The sequence below is a fragment of the Myxococcus virescens genome (genome assembly GCF_900101905.1).
Classification (GTDB): domain Bacteria; phylum Myxococcota; class Myxococcia; order Myxococcales; family Myxococcaceae; genus Myxococcus; species Myxococcus virescens.
This window is the reverse complement of the sequence record NZ_FNAJ01000001.1, coordinates 1,476,055-1,495,001: the sequence shown is the minus strand read 5'-3', so window position 1 is coordinate 1,495,001 and position 18,947 is coordinate 1,476,055. Positions and strand designations below refer to the sequence as shown.

Sequence of the window (18,947 nt, the reverse complement as noted above, 5' to 3'; positions counted from 1 at the left end):
CCCGTGAGGGCGATGCCAGTGTTGCCCACTAGGCAATTGCCATGCCTGAGCGGCGGCGCTGTAACTGGCCGGAACTCGTGGACAACGCTTGGGTCGTACTTCAGGGCTGAGTCTCAAGAGACCTCGCAAGAGTTGCGGAGTTGCAATTGCTTGCGAGGTTTCCGTTACGCCCTGGTGACTTCTCGGGTTCCGATGTACTGAGCGAACCGGGCGCCTAGGGGGCGCCTTCGAGCTCGCGCAGTCGGTTCACCAGGGCCTGCATTCGCTGGTGGTGCGTGCCGGCCCAGTAGACGCGCTGGCAGTCCGGACACTGCTGGAAGCGCGAGTGCCGCTCCGCCACGCGCTCGGGGACGCGGCCGGCCACCTCGGACGGCTCGGCGGAGGTCAGCGCGGCGTTGCAGGCGACGCAGCGCGAGAAGGGATGCATGCGAGACGTCAGCCCGTAGCGGCGCACCACCTCAACCAACTGCTCTGCTGGGTCCGTCGAGCGGGGGAAGTAGCCACGCAGGACCTCGCCGCGCTTGAGCACCCCGATGTCACGCGAGAGGAGGATGCGGTCCTCGTCATGCGAGAGCCGCGCGAGCGTGTCGTCCGCGAAGTCGTTGCGCCACAGGGCGTCGAAGCCCAGCATCCGCAAGAAGCCCACGAGCCGTCCCAGCCCCACGTCGAGCACGAAGCGGGGCGTGTCCTGGAGCGGAGGCCCCACCCGGACGCTGGGCGCTTCGTCCATGGACGCGGGATAGACCTCCACGCACGCGCCCGGCTGCACCCGGTGGGTGAAGTCCACGGCCTCGCCATCCACACGCACCACGTCCACTTCCGGGTGGGGCGGACCCAAGGACTCGATGAGGTCCTTCACCGACGGGCGGCCTCGCAGCACATGGCTGAACGCCTGATGCCGGTGCGCGGGAGACAGGAAGTCATTCAGCGCGCCATGGAAGCGCATCGTCACCTGGGCCTTCGGCTGTCCCATGTCCACCCTCCGGCCCGCGTTGTCGTGGCCCTCCGTGCTTCACGGGGATGTTTCTGTGACTGTCGTGCCGGGTCCGCCAGACTTCCCGTGACGTTTCGGGGTGACTGCGTAGATAAAATCGTTCAGCTGTGCCATAAGTCACAAGATCGTCACATCGAGGGTTCCTATACTCCCGCCGCCGTCCGCACCTGGGTGTCGTCGGCGATTTCCCCCCTCTCGACTCCTGAGTCCGACAGCATGAAGAAGACGCTCACCTCTCTCCTGTGCGCGGCGGTTTCGCTCACCCTTCTGTCCCTGGCGTGTGGTGAGGGCAGCCCGCCCCAGGTGCCGCAGCCGCTCGAGGATGGAGGGGTTCTCTGGACGGAGTGCAGCCCCGAGGGCGCCAGGGAAGACTGCTCGCAGGGCGAATCCTGCATCTTCGTCGCGTCCCATGACCGCCACCTGTGCGTCCGGGCCTGTGATTCGCAGACCGCGTGCGAGCACCCGGATGCGGTCTGCTGCCCCTCGTCCGGAGAGGAGGCCGAGGGCGGCCACTGCGTGCCGAGCAACGCGTGCGTGCCGACCGACGCGGGCGTGGACGGCGGTTCGAACGAGGAGACGGACGGCGGCGCCCTGGAGGATGGCGGCACGTCCACCGATGACGGTGGCACCCAGGAAGAAGACGCGGGCGTGGACCCGGAGCCGGATGCCGGCACCGACCCCGAGCCGGACGCGGGCGTGGATCCGGAGCCGGATGCTGGCACCGAGCCCGACGCGGGCACGGATGCCGGTACGGACGCGGGGACGGATGCCGGCACCGACGCGGGGACCGACGGCGGCACGGACGCGGGCCACACCCCCATTCGCGTGATGGCGTCCAACCTCAGCAGTGGCAACTACCAGTCCTACGATCCGGGGCACGGCATCCGTCTCATCAAGGGCGTGGATCCGGACATCGTGCTGATGCAGGAGTTCAACTACGGGAGCAACTCGGCGGCGGACATCCGCTCGCTGGTGGACCAGATTGCGCCGGGCTTCCACTACTCCCGCGAGACGGGCGCGCAGATTCCCAATGGCATCATCAGCCGCTGGCCCATCATCCAGTTCGGCCAGTGGCCCGACCCGCAGGTGTCCAACCGGGACTTCGCCTGGGCGCGCATCGACATCCCCGGTCCCCGCGACCTCTGGGCGGTGAGCGTGCACCTGCTCACGTCCAGCTCCAGCAACCGCAACGCGGAGGCGCAGGCCATCGTCAATCAGGTCCGCTCGCAGATTCCCGAGGACGACTACCTCGTCATCGGTGGCGACCTGAACACGGACAGCTTCAGCGAGTCCTGCTTCGCCACCTTCCGGCAGGTCGTGACGACGGCGGGGCCGCACCCGGCGGACCACAACGGCAACACGGGCACCAACCGCAACCGCAACAAGCCCTACGACCAGGTTCTGGTGGACCAGGACCTGCGCCAGTACCAGCAGGCGACCGTCATCGGCTCCAGCACCTTCCCCAACGGGCTGGTGCTCGACAGCCGCACCTACCGGCCGCTGTCGGAGATTGCCCCGGTGCAGTCCGGCGACAGCAGTTCCTCCAACATGCAGCACATGGGCGTGGTGAAGGACTTCCTCGTCCCCAACTTCTGAGGGGACACCCTTTCTGGCGGGTTCGCGGCGGCCATCCTGGGCCGCCGCGGGCCTCGGCTCAGAAGCTCCACTTGTGCTTGTTCCGCTCGATGAAGCGCGCCACGGGAGGAATCCGGGCGATGAGCGGCGTGAGCACGAACACCGCGGCCAGGCGCAGCGGCTTCACCACCTGCGACGCCGCGTAGGCCGCCGCCCAACTGCCCGCCTTCTCGCCGGTGCTGCTGGGCTGGAAGCCGAACTCGATGGCGGCATAGAAGCCGACGATCACCAGGCCGAAGATGACGTAGTTCACCACCAGCGCCAGCGGCCCGAATTCGAGCATCAGGTTCTTGAAGCGGGCCATCAGCGAGGGCTTCGCTGGCTTGGCCGCGGCCTCGGTGGGTGGGGGCGTGTCGGAGACTGAAGGATTCACGTCGGGCTCAACAGGCGGCATGGTGACACCATGCCCCAATCCCGTGCCGGCCGGGAGATGGAGCGAGCGGACAAGGAAGGGGCGGGTGGGCACTCTTCGTTGTCAGGACTCCGGGGAGCGGGATAGAGGAGGGCGCGCGACATGAAAGTCTCCCATCGATTCGTCCTCCTCGTGATTGTCGCGGTGCTCGCCGCAGACCAGGTGACCAAGTACCTGGCTGTCTCTCGGCTGACGGATGCCCTGGATGGGCGGGAAGGCCTGGCGCGGGTGACGGGCTTCGTCACCGAGCGGAACCTGGACAACCGCCCGCCGCCCGAGGACGGCTCGTACCGGGTGTTGCGGCCCTATCGCTTCATCGAGGACTACTGGCACTTCCGCTACGTGGAGAACCCGGGCGCGGCCTGGGGCATCTTCGGCGACATGCCCGAGGGCGTGCGGCGCCTCTTCTTCCTCGTGGTGAGCCTGGCGGCCATGGGCTTCATCTTCGTGATGTACCGGCGCACGCCCATGGAGCAGCGGCTGGCCCGGGTGGCCCTGGCGCTGGTGACGGCTGGCGCGCTGGGCAACTTCGTGGACCGGTTGTTGCGTGGCTACGTCATCGACTTCATCGACTGGCACTGGCGCAACCAGCCGGGGATGCGCTGGCCGACCTTCAACGTGGCGGACGTGGCCATCACCGTCGGGGTGAGTCTCTTGCTGCTGGACTCGATGCGGGCGCCGAAAAGCCCCAATCCGTGACGGGCGGGCGGCGGCTGGTGTAAGTCCCGGCCCGTGCCGCGCAAATACATCATCCTCCTCGCCGTCACCCTTGGCGTCATCGTGCTCGACCAGTGGACGAAGTACCTCGTCGTCCGCGAGCTGACCACCCAGATGGAAGGCAAGGAGCGCCTGGGCGAGCGCCTGGCCGCGATGTACTCCGAGCCGCCCCCCAGGGGCTTCACGGGGATGCACTACCAGCCCCGGCGGCACATCGAGATTTCGGAGTCGTTCTTCCGCATCCGCTACCTGGAGAACCCGGGCGCCGCGTGGGGCATGTTCCGGAGCATGCCGCCGGAGGCGCGGGTGCCGCTCTTCCACGTGGCCATCATTGGCGCGCTCATCCTCATCACCTTCAGCTTCCGCAAGCTGACCGGCACGGACCCGGAAGAGAAGTGGGCGCTGTGGGGGCTGCCGTTGGTGCTGGGCGGCGCGCTGGGCAACTACATCGACCGCATCGCCCGGGCCTTCGTCATCGACTTCCTCGAGGTCCACTGGTTCGACAAGGCGACCTTCCCGTCCTTCAACATCGCCGACGCGGCCATCTGCATTGGCGTGGGCATGCTCATCGTCGACTCCTTCGTCCGCAAGGAGAAGCCGGCCCAGGCCCCCACCCAGGCCTAGGCCGCCGAATCGGGCCGAGCAGCCGGGCGGGCCCGGATGCGCGCATGCGTGTCGTCCCGCCCGCGCAACGAGGGTAGCCTTCGTTGCCATGCTCCCTGTCCTCGTCCACCTCACCTTCACTTCGCTCTGGTCGCAGCTCCTGCTGTACGCGATGGCCGCGGGCACGGTGGGCTACGTCGTCTTCAACGGCTGGCGCAGCGCCGAGGGCGAGCTGGATGCTCGGACGGGCACGCGCGCGCCAGTGCCCTCGCAAGACCGGCTGCTGCGGGCCGCGGGGTATGGCGTCGTGGGCGCGGTGCTGGCCTGGTTCGCCCTGCAGTACGCGCTGCCGCCCGGGGCCTTTCCGGGCGCCAAGGGCGAGGGCATCCCCGTGCACACCTACGGCCTGCTGCTGGCCCTGGGCTTCATCACCGCGGTGACGGTGGCGGGACGGCTGGCGCAGGACGAATGGCGCACGCTGGAGCTGAAGGACGGGGCGTGGGTGGACGTGGAGGGGCCGAAGAAGCGCGAGCAAATCATGGACATGACGGTCTGGATTCTGCTCGGCGGCATCGGCGGGAGCCGGCTGCTCTTCGTGCTCGTGAACTGGCAGGACTACGCCCGTGACTGGACGCAGGTGTTCTCCCTGGGCGGAGGGCTCGTCTTCTATGGCGGCTTGATTGGCGCGTCCGTGGCCGCGTTCGTGTTCGCGCGGATGCATGGCCTGGACTTCTGGCGCCTCGCCGACGTGTGCATCCCCACCGTGTCGTTAGGCCAGTGCCTGGGCCGCCTGGGGTGCTTCAGCGCGGGGTGCTGCTGGGGGGACGTGGCGCCCGCGCATGCCGCCACCGCCGTGCACTTCCCCGGCAGCGGGGTGGCGCAGGACCTCCTGGGCGGGTCGGGCAACACGTCCAGCCTGGCGTATTCGTCCCAGCTCCAGGACACGCGGTACGTCGTGGAGGCCACGGGTGAAATCTTCCACCACGCCGCGCCTGGCGCGGTGCGCATCTCAGATTGGGTGGCGCAGCAGGGCCACACCCTGGGGGTGTACCCCACCCAGCTCTTCGAGTCCGTCGGGCAGCTGGTGCTCTTCGTGGGGCTGCTGTACGCCCGGCGCTACCGCCGCTTCCACGGCCACGTCCTGGCGTTCTGGCTGATGGCCTACGCGGTGCTGCGGAGCACGGTGGAGCTGTTCCGTGGGGACGTGGAGCGCGGCACGCTGTACGGCCTGCTCCAGTCGCTGGGGGCCGGGGAGCTGGCGGCGGCGGTGCCGCTGGAGGCGTGGTACAATGTCTCCACCAGCCAGTTCATCTCCCTGTGTATGTTCACCTTTGGCGCGGTGCTGCTCGCCCAGAAGGGCCGCCGCCGGGAGAGCGAGGCGGCAAGCCTGGGGCCTACCCCCTCGGCTGCGTGAGGTTGAATCGCGCGGGCCTCTTGGGGACACTCTGAGGAGTCATGCCGCCCCCCGACGCCCGACAGTCCGCTTCCAAGAGCTTCGCTGGCAGGTCCACCCCGGCCGATCCCGGCTCCAGCGAGGCCGTCCTCCAGGAGTGCGAAGCCCTGGAGGCGGAGGTCGCCGTCCTCCGCAACCTCTACGAACAGTACTTCCTGGGCAACGAGCGTCAGGCGCCGTCGCGCGCTCACGAAGACCTCAAGAAGCGGATGAACAAGCTGAAGGGCGCGTTCATCCGCAGCACCTCCGCCAAGTTCCGCGTCGCCGGCCTGTACAACAAGTTCCTCACGTACGAACGGCTGTGGGCGCGCACGCTCCAGGAAATCGAAGCGGGCACCTATCGCCGGGATGTCTTCAAGGCGCGCCGCCGCGCGGAGGGCCGGAAGACCAGCTCGACGGGCGCGGCGGGCCAGAAGGGCGTAGTCGAGTTGCCGGAGGACATCTCCGACATGGACTTCGAGGAGGTGGAGGAGTTGATCCGCCCCCGTCCCGTCAACGAGCCGCAGGTGGCCGCCAGCTTTCTCCAGGCCACGGGTGGAGCGCCGTCGAAGGGCCCGCCCGCGGTCGCGCCGCTGACGCCCGCCATCGCGCCCGTCATGCCCGCGGTGGGAAGCACGCCGCTGCGAGGCACCCCGTCCGTTGCGCCGCTGGCAGGGATTCCCTCCGTGGCGCCCGTGGCGGGGACACCGCCGCGCGGTCAACCCACCGTGACGTCCGCGGTGGGTGGCACGCCTGCGCACGGCACGTCGGTGGCGCCGCCGGGCATGGCGGCGAAGGCGCCGGGCGCCGTGGCCGGCACGCCGCCTCCGTCGCGGCCCGTGGCTGCTGGCGCGAGCAGCACGCCGCCTCCGTCGCGGCCCGCGGCTACCGGCGCCGGGAGTATGGCTCCTTCGTCGAGGGCGCCCGGCACGGGCGCGGCCGGCAGCATCCCTCCGCCGCCGCGGCCCGCGTCGACGCCGCCTTCCTCCGCCGCGTCCCGGCCTCCTTCGGCGAGCGGCGGAGGCGGGTTGGCGGACGACAAGCTGCGTGCCGTCTACGACGCGTACGTCACCGCGAAGCGCCGCTGCCAGGAGGACACGTCGAAGCTGTCCTACGAGTCGGTGGCGGCCACGTTGCGCAAGCAGGTGCCGGAGCTGCTCAAGCAGCACAACGCGAAGGCGGTGGAGTTCAAGGTCGTCATCAAGGACGGCAAGGCGTCGCTCAAGGCCGTGCCGAAGTAGACATCACTGGACAGTGTGCGGGGGCCGCACGTCGTTGGCTGGACGCAGGTGTGTGCGCACCCCCTTCCGCCGCCGACCTGCCCCCCGCGCCACCAGTGTCGGGAATCGTCGCCTGCTGAAAGAACGACTGCCTCTGCTGCTGGAGCGGGTTGTCGCCCCGGGGGTGCCTCCCTAGCTTGCGTTTCGCGTAAGCGGCCGGTGGGCGGCGCGAGACACTGCGGGAGGCGACGTGGGGATTCGGCGGAGGTGGCTCGGGCTTTCCATGGTGATGGGACTCTCCCTGGGCACGGGGTGCATGTCGCCCTCTCAGGAGGCCCAGGAGCGTCTCGCGGCGCTGGAGGCCGAGGGCGAGGCGATGGACGCGGTGCTCGACTCCGTCGAGGAGCGGCTCCTGGGCAACCAGGCCATGCTCCAGACGTGGCAGGAGCTTGGCCGCCGCCACCAGCAGGTGACGCAGCTGCACTGCGAGACGTCCGACCCGCACATGGTCGCGATGATGAAGCACTACAAGAAGCAGGAGGACCGCGCGCGTCAGCTCAAGCGGCGCGGCAGTGGTGTCGCCTCGGTGGACAAGGCGGTGCTCACCTCCGGCAAGGCGCCGCGCGGCAACAACTGACGGCGCTCAGACGCTGAGCCTTTCGCGGAAGCGCTGCGACTGGCGGCGGGCGCAGCGACCGGACGAACAGCGACGAAAGGGCGTGGCGAGATGCAGCCCATCTGCAAGCCGGGCGAGGACGGGATGCCGCCGCCGAGCCTCATCGAGCGCGGCCTCTGTCGGCCAGCGCCTTGAAGGGGCTCAGCGTCGTCGCAGAAGCCACGCGCGAGCGGAGCGGTCCATCGCGGCGACGGCGCGGAGGAAGAGGCTGGGGGACATGCGGCGCAGGCGCCAGCCCCAGCGCGCATCCGCCATGGGGACGGTGTAGAGGCTTCGCGCGTCCACGGCCTTCAGGAGCCTGCGCGCGACGACCTCCGGACCCATGCGGGCCGCATCCATCATCCCGACGGCGAGGGTGCGCAGCGTGTCGTTGGCGTAGGCGCCCGAGCTGGCAATCTGGGTGCGGAAGAAGCTGGGGCACGCCACGGTGACGCCGATGCCGGTGGCCCTCAGCTCGGCGTGGAGTGTCTCGGAGAGCGCGACCACGCCCGCCTTGGACACGTTGTAGGCCGCCAGGTCGGGCACGTACACGAGCCCCGCCGCCGAGGCGATGTTGAGGATGTGGCCGGACCCCTGCCTGCGCATCCGGGGGACGAAGACATGGCAGCCGTGGATGACGCCCCACAGGTTGATGTCCAGCACGCGCTTCCATTCGGAGAGCGACAGCTCACCCACTGGGCCCGCGCTGACGACGCCCGCGTTGTTGACCAGCAGGTCCACGCCGCCCAGGAGCCGCTCCGCGGCGTCGGCCATGGCTTCGACCTGGGCCGGCTCGGTGACATCACAGACATGGACGTGGGCTTCGCCTCCCGCGCGGGTGACGCGCAGCGCGGTCTCCTCGGCGGAGGCGGCGTTGATGTCGGTGACGAGCACGCGGGCCCGTCTGCGTGCGAGCTCCTCGCAGAGCGCGCGGCCCAGGCCGGTGCCTGCGCCGGTGATGACGGCTCTTGGATGGGATGGAAGGCTCATGTGTGTCGTTGGCGCGATGGCGCTCAGCATGACCCTGTCGCGGCCTTCGCCGCCATCACCCCGGCGGCGCCTTGACGCGAGCACCCAGAACGGCCCTGACACCGGGTGCTCCATGACACACCTGACATCCCTGTCCCAAAATCGCGAACGCGGCTCCTGGCGCCAGGCAAGCGAGCGGGGCGTCAGTGACGACGCGGGCGAATCCGGGTACAACCGCCGCCGTGAGACGCGCCTTGTGCGGAGCGTTCGCCGCCATCGCGGTGGGCCTCTTCGGATGCAACGACTTGGAAGTCTGTGGCTCGACGGCCAGCGACATCACGCGTGATGGCGGGGAGCCCTACCGCTGCGTCACGGCCGAGGACTGCCCGCGCACCTCGCGCGTCAACGTCTGCGTCACCGACGTCTCGCCAGTGGAAGTCTGCGTCCGCTGTCAGGACACGAAGTGCGTCACCGTGACGCCGGAGGCCTGCGACTGATGAAGTCCTTGCGGCTCGCGCTCGCCGTGCTGTCCCTGGCCGCCACGGCGTGCCGGGACAAGCCCGTGGACCATCTCCAGCGGGCCCGTGATGCCACCTTCGAGAAGCGGCCCGACGAGGCGCTCGTCGAGTACCGCAAAGCCTTCGACGCGCTTCGCCACGACTCCTCACCGGAGGCGCTGGTGCTCCGCGCGCGCGCCCTCAAGGGGGCCGCGGATGTCTACTGGCTGGAGCAGCGCAAGGTGAAGGAGGCGGTGGGCGTCTACCGCGAGCTTATCCAGCAGTGCCCCGAGTCGCCGGAGGCGCTCGAGGCCCGCATCATCCTGGCGGACCTGCTGCGCGTGCATTACCGCGACCTGCGCGGCGCCATCGACCAGCTCACCGCGGCCCTCAAGCTCAATCCACCGCAGGGCGCGGAGCTGCACTACCTGGTCACCAAGCTCTACTTCGAGCTGGGCGACTATCAGCAGTGCGAGCTGGAGACCCGTCGAGTCATGGAGCGCTTCCCCACGAGCGCCTACGTGGATGACGCCCTGTACCTCCAAGCCCAGGCCATCGCGATGATGGAGGGCCGCCGCCAGGAGGCCTCCCGCACCTTCGCGGACCTGCGCACGCGCTTCCCGGACTCCGAGCTGGCGCCGCACGCCCTCTTCGAGATGGGCAAGCTGCGCGCCGACGCCGGAGAGAACGAGAAGGCCATCGAGACGTGGGTGGACGCGCTGAAGACACACCCCGACCCCGCGCTGGTGCAGGACTACATCGCGAGGGCGCGTCGGCGCATCGCCAACACCACGGCCGCGGGCGTGGGGCAGCGCGAGGTGGCCTTCGACCGCGTCCGCCCGGCGCGTACGTCGCTGGAAGCCGTCGGTGGCCGCCCCGAGGAAGCCGCGCACGAGCACGACTGACGCGGGGCGGACACGCCGCCCTACGCCGGGACGTCCAGCGTCGCTTCCAGCAGGTTCGCGGGGCCCGCCCCGTCTTCGGAGAGGGCCGCCAGGAGCAGCCGCACGCGTCCCTGTTCCACCCGGGCATCGACGCCTGTCACCGTCACGTGGCCCTCCAGCGCGTCGAGGAACTGCGGCGAGCCATCCGGAGCCAGCACGCCCACCACGGAGCCGCCCACGGCTGCCGTCGGGCCGGTGCTCCCCGCGGTCGCGGTGAAGACCATCCGCCCGCCAGGAAGCGGCGATGCCGCCGTGAAGGACAGCCGCATGCCTCCGGCCTGTCCCAGCTCCCAGCGGCGCGTCATGCGCACCACGTCCGGGCCCAGCGTGCCGGCTTCCAGTCCGCGCAGCACCCGCTCCGCGTCCAGGTCCACGAGCGCGTCGGTGCCGGGCTCGCCGCTGCCGCGCTGGAGCAGCCGCATCAGTCCGCCCGACATCGCCGCCCCGGCGATGCGGAGCGGTCCGAACTCCCGGCTGAGCTGGGTGTACAGCGCGGTGACGTCCACGGGCCGGGCATCTCCCGCCAGGGTGCCGTCCGCGCCCAGGGCGACCAGCGCGCCGCGCTGCCTGCCCGAGGAGGTGCCCGACGGCAGCATCAGCAGCGAACCGTGGGGCGCGCTGCCCTGGGGCACCAGCAGACAGGGCACCTCCAGGTCGGGCTGCGACGACTTGAGGGAGACAGACGCGTCGGGCTGGTGGTTCGCGACGAGCACCACGCCATGACCGGGACTTGCCTTCGACAGGGAGAACGCGGCCAGGTGCAGCGGCTCATCCGCGACGGTGTAGAGCCAGTCGCCCGAGCGGACCAGTCCGCTCGAGGCGGTGACGTGAGACGGACGTCCTGGCGCGGTGGGCGCCTCCAGGTCGAGGGTGCGCCGTGGGGTCAGGTGAAGCATGGCCGTGTCTCCCGCGAAGCCGCGGCCTCACGGGCCCCGGCGCTTCAGAGCAGCGTACCGCGCAGCAGGAGGCTGGCGACGGTGAAGTAGATGAGGACGCCGCTAACGTCCACCAGTGTGGCCACGAAGGGCGCGGAGGCGCTCGCGGGGTCGAAGCCGAACTTTCGCAGCACCAGGGGCAGCATGGAGCCGGCCAGGGTGCCGAACGTCACCACGCCCAGCACGGACAGGGCAACGGTGATGCCCAGCACGAAGGCGTGCTCCCCGTAGACGCCGGAGATGGAGTTCCAGATGAGGATGCGCGCCAGGCCCACCACCCCCAGCACTACGCCCAACACCAGTCCGGAGAGCAGCTCGCGGCGAGCCACGCGCCACCAGTCCCTCAGCCGCATCTCGCCCAGCGCGAGCGAGCGGATGATGAGCGTGGAGGCTTGACTGCCGGAGTTGCCTCCCGAGGAGATGATGAGCGGCACGAAGAGGCTCAGCACCACGGCGGTGGCGATTTCGTCCTCGAAGCTGCTCATCGCGGTGGCGGTGAGCATCTGCCCCAGGAAGAGCACCAGCAGCCAGCCGATGCGCTTCTTCAACATGCCGAAGAAGCCGGTCTCGAAGTAGGGCGCCTCCAGGGCCTCCATACCGCCGGCCTTCTGGATGTCCTCGGTGGCCTCTTCCTGGACGACGTCGACGATGTCGTCCACCGTGACGATGCCCTTCATCCGCTGCTGGACGTCGAGCACGGGCAGGGCCATGAAGCCGTGCTCGGTGAAGAGCCGGCTCACGGCCTCCTGGTCGGTGTCTTCCGACACGGTGATGACGTCGCGCTGCATGACGTCCGCCACGCGCTTGTCGCTGGCCGTCTGGAAGAGCTGACGCAGGGACAGCACGCCCAGCAGGTGCTGTTCGGCGTCGAGCACATAGGCGTAGTAGACGGTCTCCACCCGCTCCCGCGCCTGCTTGCGCAGGTAGCTGATGGCCTCGTCGATGGACATGTCCGGCCGCACGCGGGCGAAGCGCGGATTCATCAGACCGCCGGCGTCGTCCTCCGCGTAGGCCAGGAGCACGTTGACTTCGCGGCGGCTGGCGTCGTCGAGCTGCGAGAGGATGGACTCCGCCTGCTCGGGATCCACCGCCTGTACCAGGTCGGCCAGGTCGTCCGGGGGCAGCAGCCGGACCCAGGTCCGTCGCTCTGCCGGCTGAAGGTGGAGGATGAGCTCCGCCTGCTCACGCGCCGACAACGCCAGGAAGAAGTCGTCCGCCACCGAAGCGGGAAGCAACCGGAAGCCCTCCAGCCGCTCATCGATGGAGAGCACGGGCCACGCCTCGTGCAGTTCCTCCATGGAGAGCGCGGCGCTCTGGGGGCTTTCCATCATGGGGGCTCACCTCCGGGCGTGTAGGGTGGAGCGCGTGGTGCCGCGGCGCGCGGGCCTCTCTACACCCGGAAGGCCAGGTATCGCGAGAGGCAGGCAGGCGACATTTCGCGCTTTCCTTCCGTGTGTGCCCCAACCGTCTCGTTATTTCAACGAAGACGCACGCCGTTCGTACACCCGCGTCCCACCGAGGCCCTGTCCGCCGCCGGCCTCCCAGTAGAAGCGCGGAGAGAGGGTTCGCAGTCCGGGAGACAGGTCCGCGTTGCCTGGCAGCAGCTCCAGTCCCAGCGGGCCCTGGGACTCGGGCGGCACGGGCACTGCGGAGCCGACGCGGGACTGCCGCCACTGGAGGAAGGGGATGGCGAAGCCGGGGCGGAGGGGCGCGCTCACCAACTCGAGCGGCGCGTCCACGACCAGGGTGCCTCGTTCGGTCAGCGCGCCATCCACCGCGGCCCACCGGTACAGCGTCTGTCCTGGCTGCGGCAGGAGCAGGGTGTCCACGCGGGTCCACACCGCGCCATCCTCGATGCCCGCTGGCACGCCCGGCAGGCGTTGACACGGCGCCTCCGAGGCGACGAAGGCCCCGCTCGGGCCCAGCCGGAACGTGCACGCGCGGCTGTCGGGTTCCTGCGTCACCTGGATGACGCTGACCGTGTCGGGGCCCAGACGCACGAGCAGGCCCAGCACCATGTCGACGCCGAAGGGCAGCTGGTTGACCCGTCCCCACGGAGTGGGGGTGGCACCGATGACGACACCTTCTGAGGTGAAGGCGAAGCGGTGCAGGCGCTCCGAGTCGAGCACCCACAGCTCCTCCGCGGTGGCGAGCCGGTTCTGGATGACCTTCACGGTGTCGCGCTGGTTGAGCAGGAGCGAGCCCGTGAGCTCGAGTTCCGAGCCGGTGTCGACGAAGCGGCGCACCCGGTCCTCGCCCACGACCCAGACGACATCTCCCGCGACGGCCACGTCGGGCATGCCGGAGACGCCGCCGAGTGGTGTCTGGGTTCCGTTCGACGCGTGCACCGCCACGCCGTCACACAGCCAGGTGCCATGCGTGGTGCGGTCCAGTTGCGTGCAGCGGGGCAGCGGGAGCACTGTCGGCGCTCCTCCGGTCCACGCGCGTGACACGTAGGCGCCGAACTGCTGGAGGCTGCCCACCGGGGCGAAGGCGACGCGGACGTGGTGGCGTCCGGTGGTCGTCGGGGTGAAGCGGACGGTGGCCGCCTGTCCATTGCCGGTGAGGGACGCCTCCGCGGCCACGGCGTGGTTGTTCGGGTCGAACACCTCCGCCGTGATGCTATCGGGGACCTGGGAGGTGTCGGGGCCCTCACAGGTGGAGTTCAGGCTCGGCTGGACTTGGAGCTCCGCGGGGACCTCCAGCGACAGCAGGGGCGGGGTCTGTCCCATGCCTCCTGGCAGCGGGACGACGCCGCATTCATCGCCGGTGTTCGCACACCCGGACAGGGACAGCATCGCGGACCATGCGAGCAAGCAGGGAACGGTCTTCATCGAGGGGGGCGCCGCCCGGGTGACCTCGGCCTGGGGGAGGCGGCGCAGGCTCCAGGGCCTTCTTACCCCATCCGCGGGCCGGGTCGGTGACAGGCGTGGCGCCGTGTCAGGCCCCGTGCTTCCAGCGCGTCATTTTTCACAGAAAGGAGCGGTGACATGCAGACGACGAACCTGACGAGCCCGATGAATCCCGACACCTTGAACGACACGGTCATCGGCATCGGTGTGCTCGCGCCCGTCGCCCTGCTGCCCGCTCCCGTGCTGCCCGGTCTACCCATTGGCGGTAGCTGGCCCGGACTCTGACGCCTTTCGCCCGTCCATCGACGTGGCATGGCAGGCCAGAGGCCGGGCTCCCCGAGGGAACCCGGCCTCTTTCTTTTCCGGGTCGTGGCAGCACATGCGGTCGTGGCCGAGTGGTCAGGCCCCTGGTCGCCATCCAGGTGAACACGGGTTCGAATCCCGTCGTCCGCTTTCCGGCAGCCCACCCGGGTTGCCGTCATCGAAGAACGCCGCGGTAGCCCAATTGGTAGAGGCGCTGCACTCAGAATGCAGAGGGTGCGGGTTCGAATCCCGCCCGCGGCAAGGTTGTTTCCGGGACGTCGCTCAGCTTGGACAAGAGCGCGCGCTTGGGGTTCGCTGCTACTACCCCTCCATTGGAGAGCAGAGCTCCACCAGGACGCCGTTGAGGTCTCTCACGTAGGCCACCGTCTGTCCCCAGGGCTTCTGCTTGGGAGGTTGCGTCGCCTCGGCGCCCGCCGCCACGGCGCGCGCGTACGCGGCGGCCACGTCGGCGGTGACGAGCGCCAGTTCAATGGCCGCGGCTTCCTCCTTCGGCCGCAGATGGCGCACGGTGAAGCCATGCTCCTTCGCCGCGCCTTCCTCGACGAAGGCCAGGGCGGTGGTGCCTGTCTCCATCTCCGCGTAGCCACCGCTCTCGTGGATGAAGCGGCGCGCCAGTCCGAAGGCCTTCTCGTAGAAGGCGATGGCGCCGCTCACGTCCGGTACGTAGAGAATGATGTAGCCGAGCTTCATGGCGGACTCCTGTTGGTCAGTGGGACGTCTGTGTGAGTGCGTCGTCACACGGATGGCGCGGGCCTGTCTTGAAGGAATCGGACAGCGCTCAACCTACGAGTGCGGTGGGCGACACGCCGGCCAGTTCCCGCACGTCTCGTGACAGATGCGCCTGGTCCGCGTAGCCGCATTCGAGCGCGATGTCACACAGGTCCGTGCCCTCACGGGAGCGCAGCAGGGACACCGCCCGCTGGAAGCGCAGCACTCGCGCGAGCAGCTTCGGTGGTACGCCGGCTTCGTCCAGGATGTCCCGGTGCAGGGTGCGCTCACTCACGCCCAGCTCGCGAGCGAGCGCGGCCATGCGCACCTGCCCCGATGAGGCTTGGAGGTGTCCCAGTGCCTGGACGGCGCGCGGCTTCGCCATGCTCCGGAACGAAGCCCAGCGTCGGGCGATGGTGCGCTGGAGCAGGGCCATGGCCTGGGCGGGCGAGGCGCAGTCTTCCATCCGCCGCTGAAGCTGCATGAGGGCGGGCGAGCAATCCTGGGCGGAGACGTTGAGTCCGCAGAGTTCACGCGGACTGACACCCAGCAGGGCCTGCGCCCAGCCGGGACGGAGCCTGACGCCCAGGCTCACCCCGCCGGGCTCGAGGTCGACGAGGATGAAGCGCTTCATGGGGCCGACGACGGCCAGCCGGGGGGCGGCCAGCCACACCGGGCCTGGGGCATGTTGGAATCCGAAGATGAGGTCGGTGCAGCCATCCGGAAGGACCCGGTGCTGCCGGGGGAGGGGGACGTCGTGGGGCTTTCGGGGCACCCAGAACTGCCAGAACGCGTCCACCGCATCCGCCATCTCGATAGGCGGTGCCCACTGGGTGTAGCCCTGCTGCTGCGCGTCCTCCGCCATCGCGTCCCTGTTTCAGCCCGTGCACAGCCTGTCAGGCCCTGTGCGGCCATTGCGTCCATTTCCCATGAAAGGAGCGGTGGCCATGAAGACGGCGAACCTGACGAGCCCGATGAATCCCGACACCCTGAACGATACTGTCATCGGCATCGATGCGCTCGCACTCGCTGGCCGGGCCACCGCTCGTGATTCCAAGCGGGGGGCGACCTCCCGTCGAGATCTCCCGCCTGGGTTCTGACCCACCGTGCTCAGTCGAAGGACAGGGCATGGCAGGCCAGAGGCTGGGCTCCCCGAGGGAACCCGGCCTCTTTCTTTTCCGGGTCAACCCCACTGCTCCGGGATGCGATTGGAATCGCAGCACGGCCGTCTACCGTGTGAACAGGGTTCGATTCCCTGTCGGAGCGCTCATCCCCGAGGTGACGCCCATGAATCCCCTCTCCACTGATTCCGAGCCGGAAGACCTGTTCGACGGCATCGCTTCCTTCTGACACCGCGCCCCGTGGCTGGGGCGCTCTCGCAGTCGCAGTTCCGGTCTTGTCGCTCAGAGGATAGAGCACTCGGTTGCGGACCGAGAGGCCGCAGGTTCGACTCCTGCCAGGACCATTCCTCCTTCAGTTGTCTGGTGCACCGTGGGTATGGCAAGTGAGGGCCACTCCGTCATGGATGACGCGACCTCCCTCTTGCTGGACACCCCGTGAGCCCGGTCACCCTGCAAATCAACCTCGCGCCCACGGACTATCCGCACGCGCGCCTCATCCTTCCGCATCAGTTGCGCCAGCTCGGGCCCTCCGTGCAGGAGGTGCTGCTCGTGCTGGACCTGCACCGCAGTCAGGGCAGCCGCTTCGCGGGTGCGTGGCTGGAGCGAAAGCCGAAGATGGACGCGCTGCTGTCGGAGCTGTCCTCGGCGGATCCGCGCATCCGGCTGGTGGAGGTGGACTACTCCCCCGCCGCCACGAAGGCACTCTCCGAGCAGTTCTTCGGAGGCTCCCGGCTGCCCATGAAGGACTCGCGCGGCGGGCCCTTCCATTCCTACTTCTTCGGGCTCGCGGCGGCGAAGCACCCGCACGTGATGCACCTGGATGCGGACATGCTCATCGGCGGAGCGTCACGCGCCTGGATGGCGGAGGCGGCCGCGCAGCTCGCGTCACGCGAGGAGTTGGTGAGCTGCAGTCCTTTGTCGGGCCCGCCGCGCGCGGACGGGACGATTGCGGGAGACAGTCGCTGGTACGAGCCCGATGCACAGGGCTCCCACGCGTTCCGTTTCCGGCGCTTCAGCAGCCGGGCCTTCTTCGTGGACCGCGATGCACTGGTGCGCCGGGTAGGCCCGCTGCAGGCGAAGCTGGCGCCGCCCATTCACGTGCTGCGTGCCTTGCGTGCGGGCAATCCGCCGTACCGCGAGCCGGAGAACCTGGTCACCCGGAGGCTCAAGCGTCGCGGCTTGTGGCGGCTGGACTTCCTGGGCGCCGCGCCGGGCCTGTGGACATTGCATCCCCAGTACCGTTCGCCCACGTTCTACGAGCGGCTGCCGGAGCTGATTTCGCGCGTGGAGTCAGGGGACATGCCTGACGCCCAACGCGGCCAGGAGAACGTGCACGACTGCCTGGTGGACTGGTCCGACGTGAGGGCCGCGCGGCGGAAGTGGTGGCGACGCGGGTAGTGCCAGCATTTCCGCCCGGAGCCCCTGGTTTCAGCCCAGAGGTGACTCGGAGGTGACGATGCCGTCCAGGTCCGCATAGACGTAGTGGCCGGGGCGGAAGGTGACTCCGGCGAAGCGGACCTCCACGTCACGTTGTCCCTCGTTGCGCTTGAGGCTCTTGAGCGGGTGGGTGCCCAGCGCCTTGACGCCGATGCGCATGCGGCCCACGTCCTCGGCGTCTCGGATGCAGCCATTCACCACCACGCCCGCCCAGCCATTCTGCTGGGCGAGCAACGCGAGCTGGTCTCCCACGAGCGCGCAGCGGCGGCTGCCTCCGCCGTCCACCACCAGCACCCGGCCCTGGCCGGGCTCCTCCAAGGCCTTGCGCACGAGGGAGTTGTCCTCGGGCGCCCGCACCGTGCTGATGGGACCCGCGAAGGTCCGGACGCCGCCGTAGTCCTGGAACCCAGGCTCGGCAATCTGGAACCGCGGCGTGCCCGCGTGGGCATCGCAGAGGTCGGCCGTCTTGAAGTCGGTGAACGTGCTCATGGGCTTCGAGCCTTCTCAGGCCTCGCGGGACGACGCAACGTCCAGGGCGCGGAGGTCCTCCTCCGTCAGTTGCAACGTGAACGCCCCCAGCAGTTCCTGCGTCTGGCTGGCGGACGTCGCGCTCGCGATGGGCGCCACGATGGTGGGCTGAGCCGCGAGCCATGCGAGCGCGACCTGGGCGAAGTTCGCTCCCGGATGCCGACGCGTCACGGCGTCGAGGGCATCAATCACTGCCCAGCCGCGCGCGTTTCCATACTGCTTCAGCACGCCTTCGGCGCGGGCCGACTTCGGAGGTGGCTGGTCCTTGCGGTACTTGCCCGTCAGGAAGCCCGAGGCCAACGCGAAGTAGGGCGCCACCACGAGCCCTTCCCGTTCGCAGATGCCCCGGAGCGAAGACTCGAAGTTCTTGCGCTCGACGAGGTTGTAGTGCGGTTGCAGCACCGCGTATCGGGCGAGGTTGTTGCGGCGGGACACCTCCAGCGACTCGGTGAGCCGCTGCGGGGAGTGGTTGCTGGTGCCCAGTGCGCGGACCTTGCCGGCGCGCACCAGCGCGTCGAAGGCCGCCATCGTCTCCTCCACTGGTGTGTCCAGGTCCTCGTAGTGCGCGTAGTAGAGGTCGATGACGTCCACCTGCAACCGGCGCAGCGAGGCCTCCACGCTGCGCTGGATGTGCTCGCGGCCCAGGCCCTTCCCCAGCTCCGTCTGCGAGCCCACCTTGGTGGCGATGACGACGCGCTCCCGAGCGCCGCGGGACTTCATCCACTTGCCGATGAGCGTCTCCGACTCGCCGCCGCGGTTGCCGGGGACCCAGCTCGAATAGACGTCCGCCGTGTCGATGAAGTTGCCGCCGTTGTCGACGAAGGCATCGAGCACCGCGAACGAGGTCGCCTCGTCGGCTGTCCAACCAAAGACGTTTCCTCCCAGGCACAGAGGGGATACCTGAAAGCCGGTGGTTCCGAGTGCCTTGCGTGCTTCGAGCTTCGTCTGGGGCATTGCCTGTCGC

The 18,947-nt window shown here is 69.2% G+C and carries 21 protein-coding genes and 3 tRNA genes; 14 read left to right on the top strand and 10 right to left on the bottom strand.

The genetic code is table 11. The annotated features are described in order from the left end of the window. Window positions 1-214 precede the first annotated feature (214 nt). A complete protein-coding gene (locus BLU09_RS06210; protein ID WP_186817725.1) occupies window positions 215-973 on the bottom strand; it encodes a Mut7-C RNAse domain-containing protein in 759 nt (252 codons plus the stop codon). 237 nt (window positions 974-1,210) lie between these two features. On the opposite strand from BLU09_RS06210, the gene BLU09_RS06205 reads away from it, so the two are divergent. Continuing rightward, complete coding sequence (locus tag BLU09_RS06205) at window positions 1,211-2,590, top strand: endonuclease/exonuclease/phosphatase family protein (RefSeq protein WP_186817726.1); 1,380 nt, start codon at window positions 1,211-1,213, stop codon at window positions 2,588-2,590. 58 nt (window positions 2,591-2,648) lie between these two features. Here the strand turns inward: BLU09_RS06205 and BLU09_RS06200 are convergent, their stop codons facing one another. Then, window positions 2,649-3,002, bottom strand: a complete 354-nt coding sequence (locus BLU09_RS06200) for a hypothetical protein (protein ID WP_090486788.1) — start codon at window positions 3,000-3,002, stop codon at window positions 2,649-2,651. 141 nt (window positions 3,003-3,143) lie between these two features. Here BLU09_RS06200 and lspA (BLU09_RS06195) point away from each other — a divergent pair, with 141 nt between their 5' ends. From lspA (BLU09_RS06195) to BLU09_RS06175, 5 genes are all read left to right on the top strand, one after another. After that, complete coding sequence (lspA, locus tag BLU09_RS06195) at window positions 3,144-3,740, top strand: signal peptidase II (RefSeq protein ID WP_090486785.1); 597 nt, start codon at window positions 3,144-3,146, stop codon at window positions 3,738-3,740. Window positions 3,741-3,773: 33 nt separating this feature from the next. Beyond that, complete coding sequence (gene lspA, locus BLU09_RS06190) at window positions 3,774-4,382, top strand: signal peptidase II (protein WP_090486783.1); 609 nt, start codon at window positions 3,774-3,776, stop codon at window positions 4,380-4,382. A gap of 88 nt (window positions 4,383-4,470) precedes the next feature. Next, window positions 4,471-5,775, top strand: a complete 1,305-nt coding sequence (locus tag BLU09_RS06185; RefSeq protein WP_090486780.1) for a prolipoprotein diacylglyceryl transferase — start codon at window positions 4,471-4,473, stop codon at window positions 5,773-5,775. 41 nt (window positions 5,776-5,816) lie between these two features. Beyond that, complete coding sequence (locus BLU09_RS06180) at window positions 5,817-7,034, top strand: MXAN_5187 C-terminal domain-containing protein (RefSeq protein WP_090486777.1); 1,218 nt, start codon at window positions 5,817-5,819, stop codon at window positions 7,032-7,034. 229 nt (window positions 7,035-7,263) lie between these two features. Then, the gene (locus tag BLU09_RS06175) at window positions 7,264-7,650 is read left to right on the top strand and encodes a hypothetical protein (RefSeq protein WP_090486774.1); all 387 of its coding nucleotides are present in this window, start codon (window positions 7,264-7,266) and stop codon (window positions 7,648-7,650) included. Window positions 7,651-7,830: 180 nt separating this feature from the next. Here the strand turns inward: BLU09_RS06175 and BLU09_RS06170 are convergent, their stop codons facing one another. Further along, window positions 7,831-8,658 carry an SDR family NAD(P)-dependent oxidoreductase gene (locus BLU09_RS06170; protein WP_090487074.1) on the bottom strand — a complete coding sequence of 276 codons (828 nt, stop codon included), beginning with the start codon at window positions 8,656-8,658 and terminating at the stop codon, window positions 7,831-7,833. Window positions 8,659-8,843: 185 nt separating this feature from the next. On the opposite strand from BLU09_RS06170, the gene BLU09_RS06165 reads away from it, so the two are divergent. Both BLU09_RS06165 and BLU09_RS06160 read left to right on the top strand, forming a co-directional pair. Then, window positions 8,844-9,134: a hypothetical protein gene (locus tag BLU09_RS06165; RefSeq protein ID WP_090486772.1), complete on the top strand. Its 291-nt coding sequence runs from the start codon at window positions 8,844-8,846 to the stop codon at window positions 9,132-9,134. Next, the gene (locus BLU09_RS06160) at window positions 9,134-10,039 is read left to right on the top strand and encodes a tetratricopeptide repeat protein (RefSeq protein ID WP_090486769.1); all 906 of its coding nucleotides are present in this window, start codon (window positions 9,134-9,136) and stop codon (window positions 10,037-10,039) included. Before BLU09_RS06165 ends, BLU09_RS06160 begins: the two co-directional genes overlap by 1 nt. Before the next feature lie 20 nt (window positions 10,040-10,059). Here the strand turns inward: BLU09_RS06160 and BLU09_RS06155 are convergent, their stop codons facing one another. From BLU09_RS06155 to BLU09_RS06145, 3 genes are all read right to left on the bottom strand, one after another. Next, window positions 10,060-10,974, bottom strand: a complete 915-nt coding sequence (locus tag BLU09_RS06155) for a DUF6929 family protein (RefSeq protein WP_090486766.1) — start codon at window positions 10,972-10,974, stop codon at window positions 10,060-10,062. A gap of 44 nt (window positions 10,975-11,018) precedes the next feature. Further along, on the bottom strand, window positions 11,019-12,344 hold the full coding sequence (gene mgtE / locus BLU09_RS06150; RefSeq protein WP_090486763.1) for a magnesium transporter: 1,326 nt from the start codon (window positions 12,342-12,344) through the stop codon (window positions 11,019-11,021). A 141-nt stretch (window positions 12,345-12,485) separates the two neighbouring features. Further along, a complete protein-coding gene (locus BLU09_RS06145; RefSeq protein ID WP_244171455.1) occupies window positions 12,486-13,745 on the bottom strand; it encodes a hypothetical protein in 1,260 nt (419 codons plus the stop codon). Between the two features lie 258 nt (window positions 13,746-14,003). Here BLU09_RS06145 and BLU09_RS38670 point away from each other — a divergent pair, with 258 nt between their 5' ends. The 3 genes from BLU09_RS38670 (at window position 14,004) to BLU09_RS06135 (ending at window position 14,429) form a co-directional block, all read left to right on the top strand. Next, window positions 14,004-14,150: a hypothetical protein gene (locus BLU09_RS38670; RefSeq protein WP_167371033.1), complete on the top strand. Its 147-nt coding sequence runs from the start codon at window positions 14,004-14,006 to the stop codon at window positions 14,148-14,150. A 96-nt stretch (window positions 14,151-14,246) separates the two neighbouring features. Continuing rightward, window positions 14,247-14,318: transfer RNA gene (locus BLU09_RS06140), tRNA-Gly, on the top strand. A gap of 37 nt (window positions 14,319-14,355) precedes the next feature. Continuing rightward, window positions 14,356-14,429 (top strand) — tRNA-Leu (locus BLU09_RS06135). Window positions 14,430-14,489: 60 nt separating this feature from the next. Here BLU09_RS06135 and BLU09_RS06130 read toward each other — a convergent pair. Both BLU09_RS06130 and BLU09_RS06125 read right to left on the bottom strand, forming a co-directional pair. Next, window positions 14,490-14,879 carry a VOC family protein gene (locus BLU09_RS06130; RefSeq protein WP_090486757.1) on the bottom strand — a complete coding sequence of 130 codons (390 nt, stop codon included), beginning with the start codon at window positions 14,877-14,879 and terminating at the stop codon, window positions 14,490-14,492. Window positions 14,880-14,967: 88 nt separating this feature from the next. Further along, entirely contained in the window at window positions 14,968-15,762 is a 795-nt protein-coding gene (locus BLU09_RS06125; protein WP_090486754.1) for an AraC family transcriptional regulator, read from the bottom strand. Between the two features lie 82 nt (window positions 15,763-15,844). Between BLU09_RS06125 and BLU09_RS38665 the strand changes: the two genes are divergently transcribed. From BLU09_RS38665 to BLU09_RS06115, 3 genes are all read left to right on the top strand, one after another. Then, window positions 15,845-15,997 (top strand): hypothetical protein, encoded by a 153-nt coding sequence (locus BLU09_RS38665; protein ID WP_153881173.1) that lies wholly within the window; start codon window positions 15,845-15,847, stop codon window positions 15,995-15,997. Window positions 15,998-16,289: 292 nt separating this feature from the next. Beyond that, window positions 16,290-16,362, top strand: a tRNA-Arg gene (locus BLU09_RS06120). 91 nt (window positions 16,363-16,453) lie between these two features. Beyond that, complete coding sequence (locus BLU09_RS06115) at window positions 16,454-17,416, top strand: hypothetical protein (RefSeq protein ID WP_090486751.1); 963 nt, start codon at window positions 16,454-16,456, stop codon at window positions 17,414-17,416. A 30-nt stretch (window positions 17,417-17,446) separates the two neighbouring features. Here the strand turns inward: BLU09_RS06115 and rraA are convergent, their stop codons facing one another. Then, window positions 17,447-17,944, bottom strand: a complete 498-nt coding sequence (gene rraA / locus BLU09_RS06110; RefSeq protein ID WP_011550525.1) for a ribonuclease E activity regulator RraA — start codon at window positions 17,942-17,944, stop codon at window positions 17,447-17,449. A gap of 15 nt (window positions 17,945-17,959) precedes the next feature. After that, window positions 17,960-18,937 carry an aldo/keto reductase gene (locus BLU09_RS06105; protein WP_090486746.1) on the bottom strand — a complete coding sequence of 326 codons (978 nt, stop codon included), beginning with the start codon at window positions 18,935-18,937 and terminating at the stop codon, window positions 17,960-17,962. Between the last annotated feature and the right edge of the window lie 10 nt (window positions 18,938-18,947).